The sequence below is a fragment of the Exiguobacterium antarcticum DSM 14480 genome (assembly GCF_000685865.1).
Classification (GTDB): domain Bacteria; phylum Bacillota; class Bacilli; order Exiguobacteriales; family Exiguobacteriaceae; genus Exiguobacterium_A; species Exiguobacterium_A antarcticum.
Window position 1 is genome coordinate 225172 of record NZ_JMKS01000005.1, and the last position, 26999, is coordinate 252170.

19 protein-coding genes, 15 tRNA genes and 3 rRNA genes are annotated in these 26999 nt (G+C 47.5%); 32 read left to right on the plus strand and 5 right to left on the minus strand.

Annotated features, from left to right (window positions below):
- Window positions 1-32 precede the first annotated feature (32 nt).
- Entirely contained in the window at window positions 33-1016 is a 984-nt protein-coding gene (locus P404_RS0112425) for a metal-dependent hydrolase (protein WP_014969650.1), read from the minus strand.
- A gap of 121 nt (window positions 1017-1137) precedes the next feature.
- On the opposite strand from P404_RS0112425, the gene mutY reads away from it, so the two are divergent.
- From mutY to P404_RS0112445, 4 genes are all read left to right on the plus strand, one after another.
- Window positions 1138-2151, plus strand: coding sequence for an A/G-specific adenine glycosylase (mutY, locus tag P404_RS0112430; protein WP_034774504.1), 1014 nt, complete (start codon window positions 1138-1140; stop codon window positions 2149-2151).
- Between the two features lie 2 nt (window positions 2152-2153).
- Window positions 2154-2579: an SRPBCC family protein gene (locus P404_RS0112435; RefSeq protein ID WP_014969652.1), complete on the plus strand. Its 426-nt coding sequence runs from the start codon at window positions 2154-2156 to the stop codon at window positions 2577-2579.
- Window positions 2580-2696: 117 nt separating this feature from the next.
- The gene (gene ntdP, locus P404_RS0112440) at window positions 2697-3239 is read left to right on the plus strand and encodes a nucleoside tri-diphosphate phosphatase (RefSeq protein ID WP_014969653.1); all 543 of its coding nucleotides are present in this window, start codon (window positions 2697-2699) and stop codon (window positions 3237-3239) included.
- Window positions 3240-3341: 102 nt separating this feature from the next.
- Window positions 3342-5078: an ABC transporter ATP-binding protein gene (locus P404_RS0112445; RefSeq protein WP_034774507.1), complete on the plus strand. Its 1737-nt coding sequence runs from the start codon at window positions 3342-3344 to the stop codon at window positions 5076-5078.
- A 45-nt stretch (window positions 5079-5123) separates the two neighbouring features.
- On the opposite strand, the gene P404_RS0112450 is transcribed toward P404_RS0112445, so the two are convergent.
- Window positions 5124-6422: a glutamate-1-semialdehyde 2,1-aminomutase gene (locus P404_RS0112450; protein ID WP_014969655.1), complete on the minus strand. Its 1299-nt coding sequence runs from the start codon at window positions 6420-6422 to the stop codon at window positions 5124-5126.
- A 174-nt stretch (window positions 6423-6596) separates the two neighbouring features.
- Here P404_RS0112450 and perR point away from each other — a divergent pair, with 174 nt between their 5' ends.
- Window positions 6597-7019 carry a peroxide-responsive transcriptional repressor PerR gene (perR, locus tag P404_RS0112455; protein ID WP_251027441.1) on the plus strand — a complete coding sequence of 141 codons (423 nt, stop codon included), beginning with the start codon at window positions 6597-6599 and terminating at the stop codon, window positions 7017-7019.
- 14 nt (window positions 7020-7033) lie between these two features.
- Here perR and P404_RS0112460 read toward each other — a convergent pair whose 3' ends face one another.
- Window positions 7034-7396, minus strand: coding sequence for a DUF2614 family zinc ribbon-containing protein (locus P404_RS0112460; RefSeq protein ID WP_012369565.1), 363 nt, complete (start codon window positions 7394-7396; stop codon window positions 7034-7036).
- A 141-nt stretch (window positions 7397-7537) separates the two neighbouring features.
- On the opposite strand from P404_RS0112460, the gene P404_RS0112465 reads away from it, so the two are divergent.
- The 23 genes from P404_RS0112465 to P404_RS0112585 all read left to right on the plus strand — a co-directional run bounded on the left by P404_RS0112465 (window position 7538) and on the right by P404_RS0112585 (window position 17960).
- A complete protein-coding gene (locus tag P404_RS0112465) occupies window positions 7538-8407 on the plus strand; it encodes a nucleotidyltransferase-like protein (RefSeq protein WP_026830946.1) in 870 nt (289 codons plus the stop codon).
- A 344-nt stretch (window positions 8408-8751) separates the two neighbouring features.
- Window positions 8752-10313 (plus strand): 16S ribosomal RNA (locus P404_RS0112475).
- A gap of 167 nt (window positions 10314-10480) precedes the next feature.
- A 23S ribosomal RNA gene (locus P404_RS0112480) occupies window positions 10481-13396 on the plus strand.
- Between the two features lie 94 nt (window positions 13397-13490).
- Window positions 13491-13606: ribosomal RNA gene (gene rrf, locus P404_RS0112485) — 5S ribosomal RNA — on the plus strand.
- The 16S, 23S and 5S rRNA genes sit together here with 15 tRNA genes alongside, the layout of an rRNA operon.
- Before the next feature lie 6 nt (window positions 13607-13612).
- Window positions 13613-13687 (plus strand) — tRNA-Asn (locus P404_RS0112490).
- Between the two features lie 28 nt (window positions 13688-13715).
- A tRNA-Ser gene (locus P404_RS0112495) sits at window positions 13716-13806 on the plus strand.
- A 21-nt stretch (window positions 13807-13827) separates the two neighbouring features.
- A tRNA-Glu gene (locus P404_RS0112500) sits at window positions 13828-13902 on the plus strand.
- Between the two features lie 10 nt (window positions 13903-13912).
- Window positions 13913-13986 (plus strand) — tRNA-Met (locus tag P404_RS0112505).
- 8 nt (window positions 13987-13994) lie between these two features.
- Window positions 13995-14070: transfer RNA gene (locus P404_RS0112510), tRNA-Asp, on the plus strand.
- 7 nt (window positions 14071-14077) lie between these two features.
- Window positions 14078-14153, plus strand: a tRNA-Phe gene (locus tag P404_RS0112515).
- Between the two features lie 28 nt (window positions 14154-14181).
- Window positions 14182-14265 (plus strand) — tRNA-Tyr (locus P404_RS0112520).
- 5 nt (window positions 14266-14270) lie between these two features.
- A tRNA-Trp gene (locus P404_RS0112525) sits at window positions 14271-14341 on the plus strand.
- A gap of 13 nt (window positions 14342-14354) precedes the next feature.
- Window positions 14355-14427 (plus strand) — tRNA-His (locus tag P404_RS0112530).
- A 10-nt stretch (window positions 14428-14437) separates the two neighbouring features.
- Window positions 14438-14509, plus strand: a tRNA-Gln gene (locus tag P404_RS0112535).
- 7 nt (window positions 14510-14516) lie between these two features.
- Window positions 14517-14591, plus strand: a tRNA-Gly gene (locus P404_RS0112540).
- Between the two features lie 6 nt (window positions 14592-14597).
- Window positions 14598-14671 (plus strand) — tRNA-Cys (locus P404_RS0112545).
- A gap of 32 nt (window positions 14672-14703) precedes the next feature.
- Window positions 14704-14784, plus strand: a tRNA-Leu gene (locus P404_RS0112550).
- Window positions 14785-14788: 4 nt separating this feature from the next.
- Window positions 14789-14859, plus strand: a tRNA-Gly gene (locus P404_RS0112555).
- A 37-nt stretch (window positions 14860-14896) separates the two neighbouring features.
- Window positions 14897-14967 (plus strand) — tRNA-Gly (locus P404_RS0112560).
- Window positions 14968-15054: 87 nt separating this feature from the next.
- Window positions 15055-16215 (plus strand): tRNA epoxyqueuosine(34) reductase QueG, encoded by a 1161-nt coding sequence (gene queG / locus P404_RS0112565; protein WP_014969657.1) that lies wholly within the window; start codon window positions 15055-15057, stop codon window positions 16213-16215.
- Window positions 16190-16678, plus strand: coding sequence for a methylated-DNA--[protein]-cysteine S-methyltransferase (locus P404_RS0112570; protein ID WP_026831249.1), 489 nt, complete (start codon window positions 16190-16192; stop codon window positions 16676-16678). Before queG ends, P404_RS0112570 begins: the two co-directional genes overlap by 26 nt.
- Window positions 16678-17151 (plus strand): tRNA (uridine(34)/cytosine(34)/5-carboxymethylaminomethyluridine(34)-2'-O)-methyltransferase TrmL, encoded by a 474-nt coding sequence (gene trmL, locus P404_RS0112575; RefSeq protein ID WP_014969659.1) that lies wholly within the window; start codon window positions 16678-16680, stop codon window positions 17149-17151. Before P404_RS0112570 ends, trmL begins: the two co-directional genes overlap by 1 nt.
- Before the next feature lie 242 nt (window positions 17152-17393).
- The gene (locus P404_RS0112585; protein ID WP_014969660.1) at window positions 17394-17960 is read left to right on the plus strand and encodes a DUF5366 family protein; all 567 of its coding nucleotides are present in this window, start codon (window positions 17394-17396) and stop codon (window positions 17958-17960) included.
- Between the two features lies 1 nt (window position 17961).
- On the opposite strand, the gene P404_RS0112590 is transcribed toward P404_RS0112585, so the two are convergent.
- Window positions 17962-19737 (minus strand): transglycosylase domain-containing protein, encoded by a 1776-nt coding sequence (locus tag P404_RS0112590; protein ID WP_026830947.1) that lies wholly within the window; start codon window positions 19735-19737, stop codon window positions 17962-17964.
- Between the two features lie 205 nt (window positions 19738-19942).
- Between P404_RS0112590 and P404_RS0112595 the strand changes: the two genes are divergently transcribed.
- From P404_RS0112595 to P404_RS0112610, 4 genes are read left to right on the plus strand one after another with little or no spacing between them, the layout of a single operon-like run.
- Window positions 19943-21103: a glucose-1-phosphate adenylyltransferase gene (locus P404_RS0112595; protein WP_014969662.1), complete on the plus strand. Its 1161-nt coding sequence runs from the start codon at window positions 19943-19945 to the stop codon at window positions 21101-21103.
- A gap of 13 nt (window positions 21104-21116) precedes the next feature.
- On the plus strand, window positions 21117-22217 hold the full coding sequence (gene glgD / locus P404_RS0112600; protein ID WP_026830948.1) for a glucose-1-phosphate adenylyltransferase subunit GlgD: 1101 nt from the start codon (window positions 21117-21119) through the stop codon (window positions 22215-22217).
- Between the two features lie 14 nt (window positions 22218-22231).
- Complete coding sequence (gene glgA, locus P404_RS0112605) at window positions 22232-23683, plus strand: glycogen synthase GlgA (RefSeq protein ID WP_026830949.1); 1452 nt, start codon at window positions 22232-22234, stop codon at window positions 23681-23683.
- 28 nt (window positions 23684-23711) lie between these two features.
- A complete protein-coding gene (locus P404_RS0112610; protein ID WP_026830950.1) occupies window positions 23712-26138 on the plus strand; it encodes a glycogen/starch/alpha-glucan phosphorylase in 2427 nt (808 codons plus the stop codon).
- A gap of 42 nt (window positions 26139-26180) precedes the next feature.
- Here P404_RS0112610 and P404_RS0112615 read toward each other — a convergent pair whose 3' ends face one another.
- Window positions 26181-26996 carry a sulfurtransferase gene (locus P404_RS0112615; protein ID WP_236624401.1) on the minus strand — a complete coding sequence of 272 codons (816 nt, stop codon included), beginning with the start codon at window positions 26994-26996 and terminating at the stop codon, window positions 26181-26183.
- Window positions 26997-26999 lie beyond the last annotated feature (3 nt).

Consider the following 26999-nt stretch of genomic DNA (forward strand, 5'->3'; position numbering starts at 1 on the left):
AAGGATTTTTCCGAACAGAGCGAGTCCTTTATTCATAAGGCGGGAACAACTAGTTTTTTTTGTAACGTCCGTTCGCTGAAAACCCAACCCGTGTAAGAGCTGACGATTTGATGCGACGTCGCATCAATTCGGACGACCGCGACGAAGGGATACACTTCTTTCGTGAAATACCGTAAATTCGTGAAGCGATATTCGACGATGCCATCTTTTCGTGAAACGGTATACGTATGAATCTTCGAAAACTCAAGGAAAGCCTGCAAATCAGCGTTTTCTTTGACGAATTCATACAACTCGTCCCCATGAGGTTCCTCTTTGATGCGGAAGTTTCCGCACTCGACGACGTTTCCAGAATTGATTTTAACGACAGCATATTCGTTACGGAGGCGTGCCGCGACATGCCATTCATCCCATTTCATTCCGGGAGAAATAAACAATTTGTGGGCACCGCCGTAATAGCGGGCTGCCGTCGCTAGCGCATCATTCCGCAGTTTAAACTGGACGGCGTAGTAGATGATAACGATGGCGATCAGGATCGGAAAGATGACGATTGTCGCCCGGGTCAGTAACCAGATGCCAAACGCGCTATAATACATCGTGAACAGGTAGGGATCAAACGTATTGATGACGCCCCACCCAATCCAGGTTTTCTTGAACGGATGAAGTGCTTGTGTCCCGTAAGCATTAAACAGATCGACGAAGACATGAAGGGCGACAGCAATCTGTGCCATCAGCCATAATGAAGTAGGTGGAACACCAAACAAGGCGCCGATGACGATGGATAACAATAACGGCCAAGCGATCAAAGCAATCAATCCGTGTGATTTTCCACGGTGCTGTCTGAGATAGGCACTATTTCCTTTAAATTTAAATACAGTATCAAAGTCCGGAGCATGGGAACCGACCAGGGCCGTGGTTGTGACGGCGGCAAACAGCGTAGCGCTCGCGGCGACGTCAGGTTCAAGCGTAGAAATGGCGGCGAGGCAAAGTCCCATTCCGATATGCGTACCAGTATCCAATGCGAATTCGCTCCTCTATAAAAAATAATGAAAAAGTAATGAATCTCATTCATGATTTGAAAAATCAGTTACCTGCAAGTTGCATTTACTATAACGTATCAGACAGAAAAGAGGTAGAATTTTGACTCTCGTTAAAGAATATTTCACAAACTTCAATAAACAACATTTTACGACGGAACTGGTTCAATGGTTCTTACGTGAGCAACGACAATTGCCATGGCGGGAAACGAAAAACCCGTACCATATCTGGATCAGTGAAATCATGTTACAACAGACGCGGGTCGACACGGTAATTCCTTATTACCATCGTTTTACGGAACGTTTTCCGACACCACACGATTTAGCATCGGCCGATCAAAGTGAAGTCTTAAAATACTGGGAGGGTCTAGGGTACTATTCCCGAGTTAAGAATCTTCAAATCGCCGTTCAAGAAGTTGTTGAAAAATATGATGGAATCGTACCGGATGAGAAAGAACGATTTGAGAGTTTGCGTGGCGTGGGTCCTTACACGACAGGTGCCGTCCTTTCAATTGCGTACGGTCATCCGGAGCCGGCTGTCGACGGGAACGTCATGCGTGTATTATCCCGGGTTCTCGGGATTTATGACGACATCGCCGCACCAAAAACACGGAAAGTATTTGAAGCTGCTGTTCATGAATTAATTGACCATGCGGATCCGTCCAGCTTCAATCAAGGCTTGATGGAGCTTGGTGCGATGGTCTGTACACCAAAATCACCGATGTGTGGACTCTGTCCGGTCAACGATGTCTGTTTTGCCTATGACCGGTCCGTTCAAGCAGAGCTTCCTGTCAAAACAAAAAAAGGGAAGACACAGACAATTCAATATGATGCATTAGTGTATAAAGAAGACGGACGTGTGGCCGTCATGAAACGTCCGGATACTGGATTACTCGCAGGCATGTGGCAATATCCTTTAGTAGAGACGATGGACGACCAACCGGGAACGCTTGTCGGTAGTATTAAACATATCTTTTCACACCGGATTTGGGACATTACGGTTTACCGCGTCGAGACACAACCAACAGAAACTGTTTTGATGGACGAATCGACGTATGCCAAACAACCGATTTCTGTCGCGCAAATGAAAATTGATCGATTATTGAAAGGGGAATGAAGATGAAGCATTTTTTGACGGAAACGCGTGTGCCGACGACAAAGGACCAAGCCTGGTTATTTTTGAGCGATGCGAAAGCATTGACCGGTATGACGACTTTCCCAAAAGTACAAACGAGTGGCGATACGAGGACGTATGCCGGGAATACGATTCAGCTGAAGGTCGGTCTTCCGCCGATCTATGTGAAGTGGGATTCAATCATCCCGATGGTCGGCAGAGACGTGTTTGTCGACGTCGGAGTCAAGGTTCCGTTTCCGTTTTCGGTCTGGTGTCATACGCACCGTGTCGAGGAGCGGGTGGACGGTGTCTATATGGTGGATGATTTGATTTATAAATCGTATTTGCCGAAATGGTTCGTCGATCTCTTCATCCTGGGACCGATGTTCCGCCAACGGAAGCAAGCGATTTTACATCATTTTTCAAAATAAATACCAGTCATTTTCTTGAAAAAGTAGCCTTTCGTTTTTCATGTGTTCTGAAAATGGGTATAATAAGCACGAGAGTATAGAAAAAACTGAATAAAAAGCTTCAGAAAGGAGTAGCACATGAGTCGATTCCCAAAAGAAAGTAGCAAGATTGAGATTCAAAGTTTCAAACATAACGGCAGCTTACACAGAGTTTGGGAAGAAACGCTCGTGCTTAAATCGACGGAAGAAGAATTGATTGGATTCAATGACCGGATCATGGTCAGTGAATCGGATGGTCGTCAGTGGCGGACACGAGAACCCGCGATTTGTTATTTTTCGACAGAACTTTGGTTCAACGTAATTTGTATGATTCGCGAAGATGGAATCTACTATTACTGTAACTTAGGGTCACCTTCGACGTTTGATGAAAAGGATCGAGCAGTCAAGTACATTGATTATGATTTAGACATCAAAGTTTATCCAGACATGTCTTACATGATTTTGGATGAGGATGAGTACGAGAAACATCGCCGGGACATGAATTATCCGAAAGCGATTGATCGTATTCTCAAGGACAACGTCCAGATTTTGATTCAATGGATTCGGAGTCGCAAGGGTCCGTTTAATCCAGCATTCGTTGAAACGTGGTATCGTGAATACGAAACAAGATATCGGAGATGATGGTTCGCCATCGTCTTTTTTTAGTGGAAAGAAGGGAAACACATGAGTAGAAGTAGAAAAAAACAGATACCTTTAAAAGAAAGAGGTTCGATTCGGCGGTACATGGAATTCGTCAAACCCTATAAAAAGCAAATCCTTTTAACGGTGTTTGTCGGGATCATCAAGTTTTCGATTCCATTAGGGTTGCCACTGCTCTATAAATACATCATCGATAATCTTTTGGACGAAACGACGACGGTTCCATTGGCGGAACGCAGTAAAGAATTGGCCTATTTGATCGGAGCCGGATTCTTCGTCTTCCTTGTCGTTAAACCACCACTGGAATACATTCGGCAATACCTTGCTCAGTGGTCCGCATCGAAAATTCTATTTGATGTCCGAAATCGATTGTTTGATCATGTCCAGAAATTATCCTTACGATTTTATTCGAATTCCAAAACGGGGGAAGTCATCTCGCGGATCATCAATGACGTCGAACAGACAAAAGATTTTGTCGTGACCGGTTTGATGAACCTCTGGCTCGATATGATCACCATCTTGATTGCGATTGCCATCATGTGGACGATTGATCCCAAACTGACACTCGTTGCCATCATTCCGTTACCCTTTTACGCACTTGCCGTTAAATTCTTTTATGGGCGCCTTCGTAGTCTGACACGTGATCGTTCCGCGGCACTGGCCGAGTTGCAAGGACATTTGACAGAACGCGTCAACGGAATGGCCGTCATTCGGAGTTTTGCCCTCGAACCACATGAAAACCGGGCGTTCAAAAAACAAAATGATGGTTTTTTAAATGCCGCTTTACGGCAAACCAACTGGAATGCCCGAACGTACGTCGTCGTTTCGACGATTACCGACTTTGCACCGATTTTGATTTTTGGAGCAGCTGCCTTCCTTGTCTTGAATGGTCAAGAGTCCCTTGGGACGATGGTCGCCTTCATCGCCTATATTGATCGTCTGTACGCACCACTCGGCCGACTCGTCAACTCATCGACGACATTGACGCAATCGATTGCCTCGATGGACCGGATGTTTGAGTTTTTGGATGAACCGTATGACATTACAGAAAAAGCGACAGCTAAAAATCCGGGTGCTGTCAAAGGAAACGTCCAATTTGAAGATATCAGCTTTTCGTATGAAGAAGGGGGCGAACTGGCGATCAACCGGCTGACGCTAGATGTCCAAGCAGGTGAACGGATTGCCTTCGTCGGAATGTCGGGAGGCGGGAAATCGACACTCGTCAGTCTGATTCCCCGTTTTTATGATGTCTCATCCGGACGAATCACGCTTGACGGTGTCGACATCCGTGACTTGAAGTTGCGAGGACTGCGCGACCAAATCGGGATGGTCATGCAAGAATCGATTCTGTTTAGTGAATCGGTTGAAATGAATATCAAGATGGGGAATCCGGAGGCGACAGATGAACAGGTCATTGCTGCAGCCAAAGCCGCCAATGCCCATGAGTTCATCGAACGTTTGCAAGATGGCTATAAAACACCGGTCGGCGAACGGGGTGTCAAGTTATCGGGCGGACAAAAACAACGTCTCGCGATTGCTCGCGTGTTCCTCAAGAATCCACCGATTTTGATTTTGGACGAAGCAACGAGTGCGCTTGATCTAGAAAGCGAGTCCATGATCCAAGATTCATTGGCACGTCTTGCCAAAGGACGGACGACGTTTACCGTGGCCCACCGTCTTTCGACAATCACCGATGCCGATAAAATCGTCGTCATCGAAAATGGACAGATCACGGAAATGGGACGCCATGAAGAATTGATGCGTAAACGTGGCGCTTACTTCGAACTGTATGCGATTCAGAACTTAGAGCTCGTCGAATGAAAAAAAGGCTATTCCGAAAAAACGGAATAGCCTTTTTGTATTGGATTATAGTTGAGAAAAGGCACGATTCACGGCAACAATCGTCTCATCGATATCCGCTTCCGTATGAGCCGTCGTCAAGAACCACGCTTCATATTTCGAAGGGGCAAGATTGATGCCTTGTTCGAGCATTAATTTAAAGAAGCGGCCAAACAGTTCACTGTCAGCACGCTCAGCTCCTAAATAATCGACGACGGTCTCATTCGTGAAGTAGACCGTCAAGGCTCCTTTGAGACGGTTGATCGTAATCGTCACAGCATGCGTTTTGGCTGCTTCGAGGATACCTTGTTCGAGTTTTGCACCCAGTCGGTCGAATTCTTCGTAAACTCCGGGTTGTTCGAGTAATTCGAGGCAGGCGATTCCGGCTGCCATCGAAGCCGGATTTCCGGCCATCGTTCCTGCTTGATAGGCGGGACCAAGTGGGGCGACGTGTTCCATGATATCTTGACGCCCCCCATAGGCTCCAATCGGTAAGCCACCCCCGATGATTTTTCCGAGTGCCGTCATATCAGGACGGATGTTTAACAGTTCCTGTGCACTTCCATACATGAAACGGAACGCAGTGATGACTTCATCGTAGATGACGAGCGCACCATGTTCATGCGTAATGTCGTTGATGGCCTGAAGGAAACCGGGTTGTGGTTCGACGATTCCGAAATTGCCGACGATCGGTTCGACGAGGACACATGCGACTTGATCGCCCCACTCTGACATGATTTGACGATACGACTCAATGTCGTTGAACGGTGTCGTGATGACTTCTTTGGCTGTTGCTTTCGTCACACCCGCCGAGTCAGGCGAACCGAGTGTCGCCGGTCCACTTCCCGCTGCAATCAGCATCAAGTCGGAATGACCGTGGTAACAGCCACTGAACTTGACGACCAGTTCACGTCCGGTGTAGGCACGAGCGACACGAATCGTCGTCATGACGGCCTCCGTTCCGGAATTCGTGAATCGAACTTTTTCGAGTGAAGGAATTGCTTGCTGGAGCTTATGAGCGAAATCGATTTCTAAACGATGGGGTGTTCCATATAATAAACCGTTTCGTGACGCGTTTGTGATTGCTTCCGTGATATGTGGGTGACCATGACCGGTGATGATCGGACCATAAGCTGCTAAGTAATCGATATACCGATTGCCGTCGACATCGAAGAAGTAAGCCCCTTCACCACGTTCCATATACACCGGAGCGCCACCTCCGACTGCTTTATAAGAACGGGATGGGCTGTTCACACCACCGACGATACATTTTTGTGCCACTTCATATAACGCTTCAGAAGTTTTGCGACTTGTTTGAGTTGACATGAGGATTCCTCCAATCATTGATACGTGAAAAATATCACGATACGATTGTATCATGTCCGTCAAACGTGGAGCAGAGCCGTTGACGGAAAGAAAGAATGTAGGTAGACTAATTATAAAGATTACAATCTAATAATCAATGAAAGATAGAAATGAGGGGATGACGTGGCGAACGAAATGCTAGATGACGCAGTACGCTCTTTACGTGAATCAGGCGTTCGTATGACACCACAACGTCATGCGATTTTGGAATATTTAACGACGGGACATACACATCCGACAGCAGATGAAATTTATCGTGCGCTCGAACATCGTTTTCCAAATATGAGTGTGGCGACAGTTTATAATAACTTACGGGTATTCCGAGAAAAAGGAATCGTGGAAGAAATGAATTATGGAGATGCTTCGAGTCGCTTTGATTTCGTGACGACACGTCATTATCATATGATTTGTGAAGGTTGTGGAAAAATCGTCGACTTTAATTATCCGGTATTAGATGATGTGGAGACAGTTGCTGCGCACTTGACAGGATTTAAAGTAGATCGTCACCGTCTCGAAGTCTACGGGACTTGTCCCGATTGCCAATCGAACGTGCACTAAAAAACGAGCTTCCTTTAGCGGGGAGCTCGTTTACTGTGTTTATTGTATTTTTCATCAAATTCTTTTCCTTCGAGGTTTCGATCCATCGTCAATGGTTCGTCGCAATGCATACATAAATCAACCCGACCGAGAACTTTTGTTTCTTTCCCGCAGTTCGGACACGTGACGACTGCTGCTTTCGTCGACGTTAAACCAATCAAGAAATAGAGAGCTGTACTCGCTAGGACCATTACGAATCCGACGAGCATTAAAATGACCATGATGATTTCAAATTGTTTTAACAAAAGACCACCGTACATGACGAGCATTCCGCCAAACACTAAGAACATCGCTAAGTTACGGGCACGATTTATTTTGTTTTTACGTTGTTTTTTCACATGAATTCCCCCTGTAGCCAGTCTAGCATATTGTTGGAGCGAGTCTGAAGCAGGAACGATTGATTTTTTGTCGAAAATGGTAACGGACGAACGATCAAAAATCAGCAGGTCGAGTATGGAGTAGAGAAGGGTGAGAAGGAAATGGAGCAAGCAACACGAACGATCTATTCAGAATATGCCGCTTATCCGGACACACAAGGAATCATTTCTGTTGAAAAAAGACAGCCGCGGGACTCGTTGACCGATCAATTTGATGTCTTACTTTTAGTGATCACGCGAGACCCCTCCATTGAATGGACGGTCAAACATTATCGTCTGGATACATTACGAGTTTCATTACAACTCGTACACGAAGACGTGTTGTCGCGTTGGATGGTTTTAAATGCAAACCGACGGGCCGTGCATTGGATATCAGAAGGTTCGATTATCTTTGAACGAAATGACTATTTGACGAATTTGAAAAAGCAGTTATTAAATTTCCCGGAAACAGAACGGTGTTTACAGATGTCGTTATCATTCGCGAAATTGTTACGCCGTTTTCAAGATGGAAGAAACTTGTTCAGTCGTGGAAGTTATTACGATGCATATACACACGTCCACCATGCCCTGCATCATCTCGCCCGGTTATCTGTCTTGGAAAAAGGGGTACATCCGGAAGTCATCGTTTGGGAACAGGCACGGTTGGATGATCCGGATGTCTATAAGTTGTACGAACAATTATTATTAAGTGAAGAGACGCTAGAACAACGGATTCATCTTGCGTTGATTGGTTTAGAGCATTTGTTACAATCGAAAGTGTTGTCAGGTGGTAAGTATTTATTTGAGGTCATGCGAGAACGTGATCGTCCTTGGACGATGTATGAATTGATGGAGGAACAACGTCTGGAAGAATTAAAAGTCGACTTAAGTAGTCTGATTGATTTCTTTATCCGTAAAGGATTAGTTCGGATTTCTTATCAGCGAACAAAGGGATTAGGCGTTGAACTTGTAACGTATGAACCGGTCGTCTAATCGACCGGTTTTCACAATGAAAAAAGAAAAGATTAGGAAACCTATATATAGAAGGAAAAAATAATTCCCATTCTTTTTTAGAAAAATAGTTGACGTTGTTATCTCGAGATAGTATATTAATACATGTCGACAGGCGCATGCCGAAGACGCGATGAAAAACAATAAGGGAAAAACGATTGACGCATAAGTTGTTTCGTGATATCTTATTAAAGTCGCTGAAAACGACACGACGAACTTTGAAAACTGAACGATGAGGCAAAAAACGTATCTTCGGATACAAACAATGAATGAAGCGCAAGCTTCGTCAACGTGACTCCGGTCACAAAAACGAGCAAGTCAAACACTTTATGGAGAGTTTGATCCTGGCTCAGGACGAACGCTGGCGGCGTGCCTAATACATGCAAGTCGAGCGCAGGAAGCTCACGGAACTCTTCGGAGGGAAGTGAGGGGAATGAGCGGCGGACGGGTGAGTAACACGTAAGGAACCTGCCTTAAGGATTGGGATAACTCCGAGAAATCGGAGCTAATACCGGATAGTTCTTCAGACCGCATGGTCTGATGATGAAAGGCGCTTCGGCGTCACCTTGAGATGGCCTTGCGGTGCATTAGCTAGTTGGTGGGGTAATGGCCCACCAAGGCGACGATGCATAGCCGACCTGAGAGGGTGATCGGCCACACTGGGACTGAGACACGGCCCAGACTCCTACGGGAGGCAGCAGTAGGGAATCTTCCACAATGGACGAAAGTCTGATGGAGCAACGCCGCGTGAGTGATGAAGGTTTTCGGATCGTAAAACTCTGTTGTAAGGGAAGAATAGGCGTGAGAGGTAATGCTCACGCTATGACGGTACCTTACGAGAAAGCCACGGCTAACTACGTGCCAGCAGCCGCGGTAATACGTAGGTGGCAAGCGTTGTCCGGAATTATTGGGCGTAAAGCGCGCGCAGGCGGCCTTTTAAGTCTGATGTGAAAGCCCCCGGCTCAACCGGGGAGGGTCATTGGAAACTGGAAGGCTTGAGTACAGAAGAGAAGAGTGGAATTCCATGTGTAGCGGTGAAATGCGTAGAGATGTGGAGGAACACCAGTGGCGAAGGCGACTCTTTGGTCTGTAACTGACGCTGAGGCGCGAAAGCGTGGGGAGCAAACAGGATTAGATACCCTGGTAGTCCACGCCGTAAACGATGAGTGCTAGGTGTTGGGGGGTTTCCGCCCCTCAGTGCTGAAGCTAACGCATTAAGCACTCCGCCTGGGGAGTACGGCCGCAAGGCTGAAACTCAAAGGAATTGACGGGGACCCGCACAAGCGGTGGAGCATGTGGTTTAATTCGAAGCAACGCGAAGAACCTTACCAACTCTTGACATCCCCTTGACCGCTTGAGAGATCAAGTTTTCCCTTCGGGGACAAGGGTGACAGGTGGTGCATGGTTGTCGTCAGCTCGTGTCGTGAGATGTTGGGTTAAGTCCCGCAACGAGCGCAACCCCTATCCTTAGTTGCCAGCATTTAGTTGGGCACTCTAGGGAGACTGCCGGTGACAAACCGGAGGAAGGTGGGGATGACGTCAAATCATCATGCCCCTTATGAGTTGGGCTACACACGTGCTACAATGGACGGTACAAAGGGCAGCGAGACCGCGAGGTGGAGCCAATCCCAGAAAGCCGTTCCCAGTTCGGATTGCAGGCTGCAACTCGCCTGCATGAAGTCGGAATCGCTAGTAATCGCAGGTCAGCATACTGCGGTGAATACGTTCCCGGGTCTTGTACACACCGCCCGTCACACCACGAGAGTTTGCAACACCCGAAGCCGGTGAGGTAACCGCAAGGAGCCAGCCGTCGAAGGTGGGGTAGATGATTGGGGTGAAGTCGTAACAAGGTAGCCGTATCGGAAGGTGCGGCTGGATCACCTCCTTTCTAAGGAAAACGTCCCGTAAGGGACATGCCCATCGTTCAGTTTTGAGAGCTCGTCTCTCAGTCTCGATAAGAGACACTCGCACCTTGAAAACTGAAGACATCAACAAGACATCAAATTTTTTATAACCATGTCATTAGACGTGTGTTCTTAGAATACCAAAATGCTAGATCAAGGTATGAAGGGCGTACGGTGGATGCCTTGGCACTAGGAGCCGATGAAGGACGCGACGAACAGCGATATGCTTCGGGGAGCAGTAAGTATGCTTTGATCCGAGGATTTCCGAATGGGGGAACCCACCATCCGTAATGGGATGGGACATGTTACATGAATACATAGTGTAGCGTGAGGCAGACCCGGGGAACTGAAACATCTAAGTACCCGGAGGAAGAGAAAGCAAATGCGATTCCCTGAGTAGCGGCGAGCGAAACGGGAACAGCCCAAACCGGAGAGCATGCTCTCCGGGGTTGTAGGACACTCTATACGGAGTCAAAAAGGAAGACAGTAGGTGAACGACCTGGAAAGGTCGGCCGAAGAAGGTGACAGCCCTGTAGCTGAAACTGTTTTCCCTCCAGAGTGGATCCTGAGTACGGCGGGACACGTGAAACCCCGTCGGAATCCGGGAGGACCATCTCCCAAGGCTAAATACTCCCTAGTGACCGATAGTGAACCAGTACCGTGAGGGAAAGGTGAAAAGCACCCCGGAAGGGGAGTGAAATAGATCCTGAAACCGTATGCCTACAAGTAGTCAGAGCCCGTTAATGGGTGATGGCGTGCCTTTTGTAGAATGAACCGGCGAGTTACGATAGCGCGCGAGGTTAAGCTGATGAGGCGGAGCCGTAGCGAAAGCGAGTCTGAATAGGGCGCCATAGTGCGTTGTCGTAGACCCGAAACCAGGTGATCTACCCATGTCCAGGATGAAGGTCAGGTAACACTGACTGGAGGTCCGAACCCACGCACGTTGAAAAGTGCGGGGATGAGGTGTGGGTAGCGGTGAAATGCCAATCGAACCTGGAGATAGCTGGTTCTCCCCGAAATAGCTTTAGGGCTAGCCTCGAGGTTGAGAGTTCCGGAGGTAGAGCACTGATTGGACTAGGGGCCCCCACAGGGTTACCGAATTCAGTTAAACTCCGAATGCCGGCAACTTATACTCGGGAGTCAGACTGCGAGTGATAAGATCCGTAGTCAAGAGGGAAACAGCCCAGACCGCCAGCTAAGGTCCCAAAGTGTATGTTAAGTGGAAAAGGATGTGGCGCTGCCTAGACAGCTAGGATGTTGGCTTAGAAGCAGCCACCATTCAAAGAGTGCGTAATAGCTCACTAGTCGAGTGGCGCCGCGCCGAAAATGTAACGGGGCTAAACATACCACCGAAGCTGCTGATTCCGTAAGGAATGGTAGGGGAGCGTTCCAAACCGCTGTGAAGCTGTACCGTAAGGAGCAGTGGAGCGTTTGGAAGTGAGAATGCCGGTGTGAGTAGCGAAAAGAGGGGTGAGAATCCCCTCCGTCGAAAGCCCAAGGTTTCCTGAGGAAGGCTCGTCCGCTCAGGGTTAGTCTGGACCTAAGCCGAGGCCGAAAGGCGTAGGCGATGGATAACAGGTTGATATTCCTGTACCACCGATCCACCGTTTGAACAATGGGGGGACGCAGGAGGATAGTGACGCATGCGGATGGAAGTGCATGTGTAAGTTTCGAGACCGTCTGATTGGCAAATCCGTCAGGCACCAAAGTCGAGGAACGATGCGGAGTCCCGTAGGGACGAAGGTCACGATTTCACACTGCCAAGAAAAGCCTCTAGTGAGGTGGAAGGTGCCAGTACCGTAAACCGACACAGGTAGGCGGGATGAGAATTCTAAGACGCGCGGGATAACTCTCGTTAAGGAACTCGGCAAAATGGTCCCGTAACTTCGGGAGAAGGGACGCTCTACATTGAGTAGAGCCGCAGTGAATAGGCCCAAACGACTGTTTAGCAAAAACACAGGTCTCTGCTAAATCGCAAGATGACGTATAGGGGCTGACGCCTGCCCGGTGCTGGAAGGTTAAGGGGATGGGTTAGCGCAAGCGAAGCTTTGAACCGAAGCCCCAGTAAACGGCGGCCGTAACTATAACGGTCCTAAGGTAGCGAAATTCCTTGTCGGGTAAGTTCCGACCCGCACGAAAGGCGTAACGATTTGGGCACTGTCTCAACGAGAGACCCGGTGAAATCATAGTACCTGTGAAGATGCAGGTTACCCGCGACAGGACGGAAAGACCCCATGGAGCTTTACTACAGCCTGATATTGAGGCTTTGTGCATGATGTACAGGATAGGCGGGAGACGTCGAGACCGGAGCGCCAGCTTCGGAGGAGTCACCCTTGGGATACCGCCCTTCATGCATAGAGTCTCTAACTCGCAGCCGTCATCCGGCTGGAGGACCGTGTCAGGCGGGTAGTTTGACTGGGGCGGTCGCCTCCTAAACAGTAACGGAGGCGCCCAAAGGTTCCCTCAGAATGGTTGGAAATCATTCGTAGAGCGCAAAGGCAGAAGGGAGCTTGACTGCGAGACCTACAAGTCGAGCAGGGACGAAAGTCGGGCTTAGTGATCCGGTGGTTCCGCATGGAAGGGCCATCGCTCAACGGATAAAAGCTACCCTGGGGATAACAGGCTGATCTCCCCCAAGAGTCCACATCGACGGGGAGGTTTGGCACCTCGATGTCGGCTCATCGCATCCTGGGGCTGGAGTAGGTCCCAAGGGTTGGGCTGTTCGCCCATTAAAGCGGTACGCGAGCTGGGTTCAGAACGTCGTGAGACAGTTCGGTCCCTATCCGTCGTGGGCGCAGGAAATTTGAGGAGAGCTGTCCTTAGTACGAGAGGACCGGGATGGACGCACCGCTGGTGTACCAGTTGTTCCGCCAGGAGCATCGCTGGGTAGCTACGTGCGGACGGGATAAATGCTGAAAGCATCTAAGCATGAAGCCCCCTCCAAGATGAGATTTCCCTTTGAGTAATCAAGAAAGACCCCTCAGAGACGATGAGGTAGATAGGTCACGGGTGGAAGCATGGCGACATGCGGAGCTGAGTGATACTAATCGGTCGAGGCCTTGTTCTAGCAGATGATCTTGTTGATGACTTCAGTTTTGAGGGCGCGAGCTTTTCAAAAAAGTTCTTGACGTTATGGAAACATAATGTTAAGATGATAGATGTCTGGTGGCGATAGCCAAGTGGTCACACCCGTTCCCATGCCGAACACGGAAGTTAAGCACTTGAACGCCGAAAGTAGTTGGGGGCTTCCCCCTGTGAGGATAGGACGCTGCCAGGCGATCGTTCCGCAATAGCTCAGTGGTAGAGCAACCGGCTGTTAACCGGTAGGTCGTAGGTTCAAATCCTACTTGCGGAGCCATTATATTTACTTCTTCACCACAAGCAATGGAGAGCTGTCCGAGTGGCCGAAGGAGCACGATTGGAAATCGTGTAGGCGTCATAAGCGTCTCAAGGGTTCGAATCCCTTGCTCTCCGCCATAACATTTTCAATTTTAAGATGGCCCGTTGGTCAAGCGGTTAAGACACCGCCCTTTCACGGCGGTATCACGGGTTCGATTCCCGTACGGGTCACCATTTTTATTAGCGCGGGGTGGAGCAGTCTGGTAGCTCGTTGGGCTCATAACCCAAAGGTCGTCGGTTCAAATCCGGCCCCCGCAATTACATACGGTCCTGTGGTGTAGCGGTTAACATGCCTGCCTGTCACGCAGGAGATCGCGGGTTCGAATCCCGTCAGGACCGCCATTGTTAAGGCTTTGTAGCTCAGTCGGTAGAGCAGAGGACTGAAAATCCTCGTGTCGGCGGTTCGATTCCGTCCAAAGCCACCATATGATTTTCAAATGATTTTCCCATTGTGGGGGGGTAGCGAAGTGGCTAAACGCGGCGGACTGTAAATCCGCTCCCTCGGGTTCGGCGGTTCGAATCCGCCCCCCCCCACCACTCTTAGGGGCATAGTTTAGCGGTAGAACTACGGTCTCCAAAACCGTCAGCGCGGGTTCGATTCCTGCTGCCCCTGTTTTATTATTATGGCGGTTGTGGCGAAGTGGTTAACGCACCGGATTGTGATTCCGGCATTCGTGGGTTCAATTCCCATCAGTCGCCCTTTTATTATTGGGCTGTGGCCAAGTGGTAAGGCACTGGATTTTGATTCCAGCATGCGAAGGTTCGATCCCTTCCAGCCCAGCTTTTGTGCGGAAGTAGTTCAGTGGTAGAATACGACCTTGCCAAGGTCGGGGTCGCGGGTTCGAATCCCGTCTTCCGCTCCAATAAGTGGCGCCATAGCCAAGTGGTAAGGCAGAGGACTGCAACTCCTCTATCGTCAGTTCGATTCTGACTGGCGCCTCCAATTTCTAATTTAATGTTTATGCAAGAGATTGTGCCGGTGTGGCGGAACTGGTAGACGCGCACGACTCAAAATCGTGTTCCTTTGGAGTGTCGGTTCGATTCCGACCACCGGTATCTTGCGGGTGTAGTTTAGTGGTAAAACCTCAGCCTTCCAAGCTGATGATGAGGGTTCGATTCCCTTCACCCGCTTTTACCTTTGTTACAATCTCAAGATTCACCTGATTATGCGGGTGTAGTTTAGTGGTAAAACCTCAGCCTTCCAAGCTGATGATGAGGGTTCGATTCCCTTCACCCGCTTACCTGAAAAGAGCAACGTGTCGTTTTTAATTGACACATTGCTCTTTTTGTTTAGAAATGAAAAAATGATGGGAAAGGAGCGATATGATGGATGGAGCGGCATTAAAAGCTCAGTTGCAGGCGTATGCAACGGAAATTGGGATTGATGAATTCCGTGTCACGACGGCAGATCCTTTTTTAGTGATGAAACAACGACTCATTCAACAACAAGAAAAGGGATATGCGTCGGGTTTTGAAGAACCTGATTTAGATCGGCGAACAACCCCGACGCTGTTATTGGATGATGCAGTATCGATCATTGCGATTGCCGTTGCTTATCCAAGTAAACTAAAGGATGCTCCACGTGGCAAAGAAGGGGAACGACGTGGAATTTTCGGTCGTTCTTCCTGGGGGCTGGATTACCATCAAGCTTTAAAAAACCGGCTCATGCTTCTCGAGGAAAAAATACACACACTCTCTCCAGGGAGTCAGACACGTTCGATGGTCGACACAGGAGAGTTAGTCGACCGGGCAGTCGCAGAACGGGCGGGAATCGGATTTAGCGGAAAGAATTGTTCGATCATCAGTGAGACCCACGGCTCCTATCTCTATCTAGGTGAGCTGATCACAGATTGTTATCTGCCGCCAGATGAGGCGGTAGAAGAGTTGTGTGGATCCTGTACGAAATGTATGGATGCTTGTCCGACAGATGCACTGGTCGAGCCCGGTGTAATTGATGCGAAACGCTGTATCTCGTTTATTACACAAACCAAAACGCTGATTCCGGAAGACTTCCGTTATGCGCTTGGAAATCGGTTATATGGCTGTGATACGTGTCAACAAGTCTGTCCCTACAATCGAAAAAAACACGCAACGCAACATGCAGAACTTCAACCGGATCCAGAACAGGTTAAACCGTTACTGATTCCATTACTGTCACTCAGTAACCGGGAATTCAAGACACGATTTGGTTCCTTATCTGGTGCATGGCGTGGGAAAAAACCGATACAACGAAATGCGGTTTGCGCTTTGGTTCATTATCAGGACCGGACGGCACTTGATGCCTTACGCACGATGGCAGAAACGGATCAGCGGGAAGATATGCGTGCTTTAGCAATTTGGGCAATTGGAAGAATTTCCGGTCAAGAAGCCGAGGGATATGTTCAAGATCGTTTGTCGGTAGATGCGGCAAACGATGTTCAAGTAGAAGGAGCACGTTTACTCGACGAATGGAGGGCGGAACGTGCCGTATCATCAACTGAAGTGTAGTTTTGGTGAACTGCTTGTCGCCTGGAATGATGATGAGCAAGTAGTTTATCTAGATTTTGGGCTCGACAAGACCCGCCTTGGACGCTATCTTGGGAAAGATAGTTATGAGCAAGCACCGTTACCGGAAACACTTGCCGCGGCATTCGAAGCTTATGAGAACGGATGTCCGGAGGCATTTGATACGGTTCCTTGCCGCCTAGACGTGACGGATTTTCAACGACGTGTCTTAACGGCACTGCGAACGATTCCGTTCGGACAAACGGCAAGCTATGGACAACTCGCACGGATGATTGGTTCTGACAAGTCAGCTCGTGCTGTTGGCGGAGCACTCAATCGAAATCCAATTGCTTTGATTTATCCGTGCCACCGGATCATCGGGGCATCCGGTAAGATGACAGGTTTTGCTAGTGGTATTGCCCAAAAAGAAGCGCTACTTGCGCACGAGTCAGGAGAGAATATTTAATGGCTATTCATGTAGTAATGTATCAACCAGAAATCCCGCAAAACACAGGAAACATCTCACGGACATGTGCGGCGACACATTCGGTCTTACATTTAATTCGTCCACTCGGTTTTTCGACGGATGACAAACAACTCAAACGAGCAGGCCTTGATTATTGGGAGTTCGTAGATGTGCGTTACCATGATTCGTTAGAAGAGTTATGGAGCAAACACCCGGACGGGACGTTTTATTACATCACGAAGTATGGCGAAAAATATCCTAGCCAAGTGGATTTATCCAATGTCGAAGAAGATTACTTTTTTGTATTCGGACGTGAAACGAAAGGACTCCCTTTAAACGTCATCGATGAAAATCTCGACCGTTGCATTCGTCTGCCGCAGTCGAATCTCGTTCGTTCGTTGAATGTATCGAACACAGCGGCCATCATTGTGTATGAAGCGTTACGCCAGCAAGGTTACGCAAACTTACTATGAATCAACAAATCCCCCTGTCCCGAACTAACGGGCAGGGGGATTGTTTTATTCGTTACCTTCAGGTTTTTTGTTGTAGCCTGCGGTGAAAATCGCTGTCAAGAAAGCGAGACTAACGCCTACCATTAAAATAAATGCCATTTTTGCTTCCCCCTTTAGTCTCAATAACCGATATAATCTATTATAGTATACTTGTTAGTGTAATTGTGTGCTACATATGAATTTTCTATGAATGGAGACCGAACATGCGGACGAACGTCTACTTATTGAGTTATGCCCCTTTGATCAGTATCTTGCTGTTTAGCACGTCACTTGCGATTGCTACGTCCGAGCTGGCGCTTACTTGGTTAAACGATGTCGGGGTATATGACGAGCTGCTGCAAATCCTCAGTGCACGGAATACGAAGTTGTTGGTCTGGCTTGGTTTTTTGATCGTCTATTTCATGATTTTCAGTTCCTTGAAACTGATTTCCGATACGATCAATCAGCTTGGATTTGCTTTTTTCATCAAAGAGCAAGTTGGAACGACTTTGAGCCTGTTACGTCCGGGCAGTATTTTATTATTGATTGGCGGATGTATCAGCTTTGCCTTCATGACATCGTTCCCACTCGTCTGTCTGGTATTAGCGATCTCTTTTTTGATTTACTTTTTCTTTTACGTGTTTCAAATCAGTAAGATGACGACTTCAGCAGGAGCAATCGGATTAGTTGTATTTCTTTTTCTCGCCTGGGGTATGCTGTTGGCTGGACTTGCATGGGTCGGCTTAAGTTTATTCAATTCACTTGGAGAAGCGGTCCTGTTCCCGAAGTGAATCATCGTAAGATTTCTGCCCATGTCTTGACTTGAAGCGTGCTGTTGGCTTCAACAGGAAAAGCTCGAGGAAGATCCGCGCCGAGCCAAATGCCACCAACGTGTTGATCCTTCATGCCGACGAACCACATGTCCTTGTTATCGTTTGTCGTGCCTGTCTTTCCACCGATATAGGCAGGCCGTGTATCATAGCCGAGACGTCCGGTACCGTACGTCATGACGTTATGGAGTCCTTTCCGTAGTAACTGGTTCGTTCGACTGGACCAAATCCGGTCCGTCTGCAGCGAATGGCGGTAAAGAGTCCCTTGATCCGTCGTGATGGTCCGAATCATCGAGGACGGACTGTAGAGGCCATCGTTGACGAACGTCGTATAGGCATTGGTGAGCTCAAGCGGACTGACGCCATATTTCAGGCCGCCCAGAGCACTGTTGTATGAATTGTCTTCATCGGTCCATTGACTGAACCGAAACGGTCGAATCGTCTTTAACCCTTCGTTAAACGAAACCGCAAAGGCACGTAAGGCCGGCGTATTATAGGAATAGGCGATTGCATCCGCAATCGTCACGCGCCCGAGTATCCGGTTACTGCTATTTTGTGGACAATATCCATCAAAACAGACGGGGCTTCCGTCCAAGCGACTCGTTAACGTTTTTTTCGTTTTTTCGAGATAGGGTCCATAGACGAGTAACGGTTTTAACGTTGATCCAGGTTGTCGATAAGACTGGACGGCTCGATTCAGTTGTCCCGGTAAAGTCGATTTGTTCCCGACGAGGGCCGTGACTCCACGGGACCTTCCGTCAATTCCGACGTAAGCGCCTTCAATCGGACTGGGAAGTTGTTGAATCGCTTGTTTCGCCCGTGTTTGTTCCGCAGGGTCGAGATAAGTCTCGATGACGGCACCATGCTGATGCAGATATTGTTTCGCCTCTGAGGAACTGATGTTTTGGACGGAAGCCGTGTGACGAATGGCTTCCGATACACTAGCATCGATGTAGTCCGGATAACGGATCAGAGGTTTACGGAACGTGACTTGAACCGGTTGCTTACGTGATTTGCTTGAGATATCACGTGTCTGTTCTAACGCCTTTAAGATCCGTTGTTGCCGTTTACTCGTATTTTTCGGGAAACGTAACGGATCATAAAGGGACGGATTGTTCGGAATCGCAGCTAAATAACTGACTTCCGCCCAGTTCAAATCGGTGGCATGTTTGCCGAGATACGACGTCGCGGCCAACTCGATCCCGTAGATATTATTGGCAAAGTAGGCTTGATTGACATAGGCTGTCAAAAGTTCTTTTTTTGAATATTTTTGTTCGAGTGAAATCGAAATCAAGATTTCTTTTATTTTTCTAGTATATGTTTTTTCAGTGGAGAGATACGTCATTCGGGCTAATTGTTGGGTGATCGTACTCCCACCCTGGCCTTTACTATCACCCGTTTGGTTTTCTGTGAAGGCCCGTAAAATGCCCGTGATATCATACCCGTCATGCTGGTAAAATCGCCGGTCTTCAATCGCGATGAAAGCCTGTTCGATTTTTGGTGGTAACGCACTTGGCGTTAAATCGTTTCGTCGTAACCCATCGTATAATTCAAGGCGCTCTTTTTGATACGTGACGGTAATTGGTTGGTAAGAAGACAGAGGTCGATCGGTCGTCTGTTGATCCGCCCAAGTGAATAAATCCGAAGCGACGTTTAACTGATCACGAACCGAAAATAATGTCATGACTAAACCAAGTGCTAAAGCAACTACTAAAACATATCCTGTCGTAATTCTCATGTAAACTCCTTTCAAAAGGCATTTCATCCCTATTATCGGTCTTTTTTAGGGAAAACAGTAGAATTTTTTAGAAATTTGTATTTTAATAAATCTATTTTGCAGGAATGTTATATTAAAAAGAGAAAAGGTGGGTATATAAGAGTATCTGTATAAATTAGATCATACGACTATTGTAAAAAAAGAGCATGAAACTGGAGGGGACGAAATGGCTAAAAAGAATGTCGTCGCGATGTTGCTTGCGGGCGGAGAAGGAAAACGTCTAGGAGCACTTACGAAACATACTGCAAAACCGGCGGTCGCGTTTGGAGGGAAGTATCGGATCATTGATTTCCCATTATCGAACTGTACGAACTCAGGAATCGATACAGTAGGGGTTTTAACACAATATGAACCACTCGAACTCAACCGTTACCTTGGAATCGGAAGTGCGTGGGATCTCGACCGACGAAATGGCGGATTAACGATTCTTCCTCCGTACCAGGCCCAAAACGGAAAGAACTGGTATGAAGGGACGGCTAACGCCATCTACCGGAATATGAGTTACATCAATCAATACCATCCCGACTATGTGCTCGTGTTGTCAGGGGATCATATTTATAAAATGGACTACGAAAAAATGATCGAAGAACATCGCCAAGGCGGAGCAGACGTTACCATCTCTGTCCGTGAAGTCCCATGGGAAGAAGCTCCGCGCTTCGGGATTCTAAATACAGATGACGATCTTCGAATCAATGAATTCGAAGAGAAACCAGAAAACCCAAAATCGAACTTAGCGTCGATGGGGATTTACGTCTTTAACTGGGATATCTTGAAACGTCACTTGATTCAAGATGCAGGCGATGCGGAATCAAGCTTTGACTTTGGAAAAAACATCATTCCGAACATGTTGTTTGAAAACTTGAACATTCGTGCGTATAAATTCAAAGGGTACTGGAAAGACGTAGGAACAATTCAATCACTTTGGGAAGCAAACATGGACTTGCTTGCAGCAGACCCTGAGTTTGATCTGTACGAACCTTCATGGAAAGTACATTCCGTCAACCCGAATCAACAACCACAATACATTGGAAATAACGCCGAGATTGAGACTTCGATCATCAATGAAGGATGCCATATCGAAGGTGAAATCAACCATTCGGTTCTGTTTTATGGAGTCGATGTCGCAGAAGGATCACTTGTCAAGGATTCAGTCATCTTCCCGAACGTCAAGATTGGGAAAGACGTCACGATTCACCGGGCGATTCTCGCGGACGGTGTAGTGGTGGAAGATGGTGCGACGATCGGAACACCAAATGGTGAAGTGTTCGTCATCGAAGCCAACAGCGTCATCAAGAAAAATGAAGTCATCAAAGAAGCGATCCAATAAGGGGGAAGTACCGATGAAAACAGATTTACTAGGGGTTATCAATCTGAGCGGAGAAGAAGGATTCTTTAAAGAATTGACAGAACACCGAAACCTAGCCGCTGTACCGTTTGCGGGTCGTTATCGGTTAATCGATTTCACGTTGACGAACATGGTTCAAAATGAGATTGCGAATATCGGTGTCTTTACACTTGAAAAATACCGGGCAATGATGGATCACCTCGGTTCCGGTAAGGAGTGGGATTTGGACCGTTCGAACGGTGGACTCTACATCTTCCCACCAGCCTTATCGCAAGATGCGCATGAATTCCGCGGCGATCTGTCGAACTTCCATTTACACCGTGACTTCTTCTTACGGAGTAAAGAAAACTATGTCGTCATCTCTGGATCAAATATCTTGTCGGCAGTCGATTATCGCGATGTCCTCCGGGAACATAAAACATCGAATGCAGACATCACGGTCGTCTATACGAAACGTGATTTACCATGTAACTATTGCCGTCCGATCCGTTTCAGTGAACAAAACCGAGTGACGGCAATCGGTTCACGTGGATATGAACCGTCAGATGAGACGTTCTACATGGAGACGGTCGTGCTTTCAAAAAACCTGTTTGTCCGTCTCGTTGACGAAGCGATCGGTCGCGGAGAATATGATTTACTGCAAAGCATCATCCGTTCGCAGTTAAACCGACTGCATGTCCATGGTTACGAACATACAGGGACATCACAAGTCATTCATTCACTTCGTTCGTACTACCGCGAAAGCATGTTGCTGCTCGAACAGTGGGGAGCGATCAACGATTTCCAACATGTCTATACGAAGATCAAACACGAACCACCGACCCGTTACTTACCGGGATCAACGATCAAGAACTCACTGGTTGCAAACGGCTGTAAGTTAGAAGGGACCGCGACGGACAGCATTCTCTTCCGTGGAGTCAAGGTCGGGAAACATGCCCGCATCAAAAACTCGATCATCATGCAAAAATCAATCATCGAAGAAGGCGCTGTCGTCGAATACGCGATCCTTGACAAAGAGGTAACGGTTAAACGTGGACAAGTCATCCGCGGAACGGCTGAAGAACCGATTGTCATCAAAAAACAAACAATCGTTTAAAAGGGGATGTCATCATGAAGGTATGGTTTGCTGCCACAGAAGCGACACCATTCATCAAGACAGGGGGGCTAGCTGACGTCGTCGGCTCGCTCCCTTTAGCGCTTGCTGAAGAAGGTGCGGAAGTTTCGGTCATCTTGCCGAACTATGGTCAAATAAAAGAGCAATATAAGTTAGAGATGGAGTTTCTGTTTGATTTCATCGTTCCAGTCGGGTGGCGTCAACAATTTGGCGCAGTCCTACGCTTGAAACAAGATGGCGTGACATTTTATTTCATTGACAATGAATATTACTTCAAACGGGATGGCGTGATTTACGGTCATTATGATGATGCCGAGCGGTTCGCCTATTTTTCGAGAGCAGTTCTCGAAATGGTTCAACGTGTCGAAGAATCGGAAGTACCGGATATCATTCATTGTCATGACTGGCAGACGGGTGTCCTTCCTGCCTTTTTACGGATTCATTATCAACACCTCAACCGCTATCATGACATCAAGACAGTCTTTACGATCCATAACCTGCAATACCAAGGTGTTTTCCCGGAAGAAGTCCTGGGCGATCTGCTTGGTCTTAGCCATGAACACTTCACGGCAGACGGTATCGCACACAATGGTCTGGTCAACTACATGAAAGCGGGACTTGTGCACGCCAATCAGATTACGACGGTCAGTCCGTCCTATCGTGATGAAATCATGGATCCATACTACGGTGAGACGTTAGAGCCCGTTTTACAGCATCGTGCAGTAGATGTGCGGGGGATTCTTAACGGAATCGATTACCGACAGTTTAGTCCTGAGACGGATGAACATTTAGTGGAAAACTATGATGTCAAAACGGCAGAAGCCGGAAAAGCCGTGAACAAAGCTGCGTTGCAAGAAGAACTGGGATTACCGATCAATCCCGATGTGCCACTCTTTGGATTTGTGTCGCGTCTCGTCGACCAAAAAGGAATCGATTTACTCGCGCATATCTTACCTGACCTATTTGAACTGGATGCCCAGTTCATCATCCTTGGTTCAGGAGAAGCGGAGTATGAAGGATTATTCCAGCACGCTTCAACGATTCGTCCGGATAAAGTAGCCTCGTATATCGGATTTGATGTTGGGCTAGCCCAACGGATTTATGCCGGAAGTGATGCGTTCTTAATGCCGTCTCGTTTCGAACCGTGTGGACTCAGTCAATTGATTTCGATGAAGTATGGTTCGTTGCCTGTTGTCCGTGAAACAGGTGGGTTACGCGATACGGTTCAACCGTTTAATCAGTTCACATTAGAGGGAAATGGTTTCTCGTTCTCGAATTATAATGCACAAGAGTTTTTAGATGCGATCAAACGAACGATCGATACGTATCATGATAAGCCGGTCTTCCAGCACTTGATTGAAACAGCGATGGAAGAAGATTTCAGTTGGATTCGTTCAGCTGACGAGTATTTGGCGCTTTATCGTTTAATCGCACCGTCTGTCGACTGATTGGGATTACGGGAAATGGGGTTTTTTGATGTTCAAAGACAAAGAGAAGTTCAAGAAGAGGTTTAATGAACGATTTATTTCGATGCATGGTAAGGCGATGGAAGATGCGACAGAAAATGATGTCTATCAGACGTTAGCTTACATGGTGCGGGAATACGTTACATCGGACTGGATGCGGACAAAGGAAACGTATATTCATAAAAAAAGCAAACAAGTCTATTATTTTTCACTTGAATTTTTACTTGGTCGGTTCCTGTACAACAACTTGCTGAGTCTAGATGTGTTAGAAGACGTCCGGAGTGGTCTTGAAGAACTTGGGTATGATTTGGCAGACTTGACGGAAGAAGAACCGGAACCGGGGCTTGGGAACGGGGGACTAGGGCGTCTAGCGGCCTGTTTCCTTGATTCACTCGCAGCACTCGGCTTGCCTGGTCACGGAAACGGGATCCGCTACCAATATGGTCTCTTCAAACAAAAGATCATCGACGGATATCAGGTCGAGTTACCGGATAACTGGCTGAAAAACGGCAACATGTGGGAAATTAGACGGTCGGACAAGGCTGTTGATATCCCATTTGGCGGTCACGTCTGGTTAGAAGAAGTCGAGGGTGGTGGTTATCGTGTCCACCACGAGCCAGCTGAGATCGTCCGGGCTGTCCCGTATGATATGCCAATCGTCGGATATCAAAATGGGATCGTCAACAATCTGCGCCTCTGGAGTGCAGAGTCTCCGTACGACGACGATGAGCTGTTGAATCAACACCGAGGAAACTATAAAGATTTGCTCGTCCACAAACAATCGATCCAGACGATTTCTGAATTCTTGTATCCAGACGATACGACGTATGAAGGAAAAGTCTTACGTCTGAAACAACAATATTTCTTTGTCTCAGCCGGATTACGAAGTATTTTGTTGTCACATAAAAAACGCAATACATCGTTTAAGCATCTTGGAAACCAAATTGCGATCCATATCAACGATACGCATCCTGTCGTGGCGATTCCGGAACTGATGCGGATTTTGATTGATGAAGAGGGATATGCCTGGGAAGAAGCGTGGCGGATTACGAAAAGCGTCATGTCGTTTACGAACCATACCTTACTTTCGGAAGCACTGGAACGTTGGCCGGTCGATCTGTTCCGCAATCTGTTGCCGCGTATCTATCTGATCATCGAAGAAATCAATCGTCGGTTCTGTAAGGATGTGCTTGATAACTATCCCCACTTGGAATCGAACATGGGAGAAATTGCCATCATAGCGGACGGTATGATCAACATGGCGAACTTAGCGGTCGTTGGGACACATTCGACGAACGGTGTCGCACAGATTCATACGGAAATCCTGAAACAACGGGAAATGCGTTTGTTTTATGAAATGTTTCCCCTTCGTTTTAACAACAAGACGAATGGCATCACACACCGTCGTTGGTTCTTGCTGTCGAATCCGACACTTGCGAATCGTGTCACCGAGGCGATTGGGGACAGTTGGATCAATCATCCGTCAGATTTACAAAAATTGACGAAGTTTGCTGAGGATCCGATACTTCAACAAGATATCCAAGCAATCAAACTAGCGAGCAAAAAAGAGCTAGCCGAGTTGATTGAAACAGAAACGGGAATCGTCGTCGATCCACATTCGATTTTTGATGTCCAAGTGAAACGACTCCATGCGTATAAACGACAGTTACTTAATGCTCTGCACATTCATTCTTTGTATTATCGCCTAAAAGAAGACAAGTCGTTTAAGATGACACCCCGGACATTTATTTTTGGGGCAAAGGCGGCACCGGGTTACCACTACGCCAAAGAAGTCATTCGGTACATCAATGCGCTTGCTAAACTCATCAATACGGATCCGGAAGTCAGTCCGTACATGAAAGTCGTATTCCTTGAGAACTACCGCGTCTCATTAGCCGAAAAGATTTTCCCGGCGAGTGATGTCAGCGAACAAATTTCAACGGCCAGTTATGAAGCATCTGGCACAGGAAACATGAAGTTTATGATGAACGGAGCCTTGACGGTCGGGACGCTTGATGGAGCGAACATCGAGATCCGTGACGAGGTCGAAGATGCGAACATCTTCATCTTCGGACTGACGCCGCAAGAAGTCATGAATTATAAGCAGTACGGAGGATACAGTGCGTACGATCAGTACAGTGCGCAACCGGAACTTCGTCGCATCATCGACAGCCTTGTCGATGGCTCTGTATTCCCGACAGGTGAATTTCAGGCGATATATGATTCCTTGTTGACCTACAATGACGAGTATTTGATTCTAAAAGATTTCCTATCGTATCAACAAGCACAAGAACGAATTGGTCGCGCGTACCAAAATCCGGAAAAGTGGTACAAGATGGTCATCATGAATATCGGGAAATCAGGTGTCTTCTCGAGCGACCGGACGATCAAGGAATATGCAAACGCGATCTGGAATATCAAGCCAGTCCAAATGTAAAGAAAGTCCGATCGGAATCGGACTTTCTTATGATAATCAGGTTCACTTAGTGATGTCATTTGTCTGACTGATCCAGTCGCTATAGGATCCAGCGTATAACCTGACATCGGTTTTCCCTAATGCATGAAGGGCTAGGACGTTGACGCAGGCCGTGATACCGCTACCGCAATATAGAATCGGTGAATCGGCATCAAGAAGGTCGGCGTACAGTTCTTTCAGGTCTTCTGCATCCTTTAAGCGTCCGTCAGGTGAAATCGCGTCTTCAAAAAAACAATTTACAGCACCGGGAATGTGACCGGCAATCGGATCAATCGTTTCGTTCTGACCACGGAATCGATCCGGTGAACGGGAATCCACGAGGAGTGTCTCTTTCGAACGGTGTAATACTTGTTCGTAATCTACGAGCATCGCGTCTTGGAAATCTGCTTGATAGCTTGAACGTTCAAAAGTGATCACGTCATCGCTCATCGGAAAATCAAAGGCCAGATAAGAAGACAGTCCACCTTCAAGGACAACGACACGTTCATGACCAGCCCATTTCAATAACCACCAGGCGCGGGCGGCATAAGGGAATCCATCATCGTAGAGGACGATAAAATCGTCTCGATGTATCCCATGTGATTCTAACGTCTGAATCCATTGTTCCTTAGAAGGCAGCGGGTGGCGTCCTCCTGTTGCGGCACGGGGCCCGGATAAGTCGGTTGCTAAATCCATGTATTGTGCGCCCTGAATGTGACTCGTCTGAAAGGCTCCCCGGCCGTAATCTGGATGTTGCAGATCATAACGACAATCAAACCAACGAATCTGATCGGTATGAACAAGTTGCTGCAAGTCTGTCATTTGAATGGTTGGAAACATAAA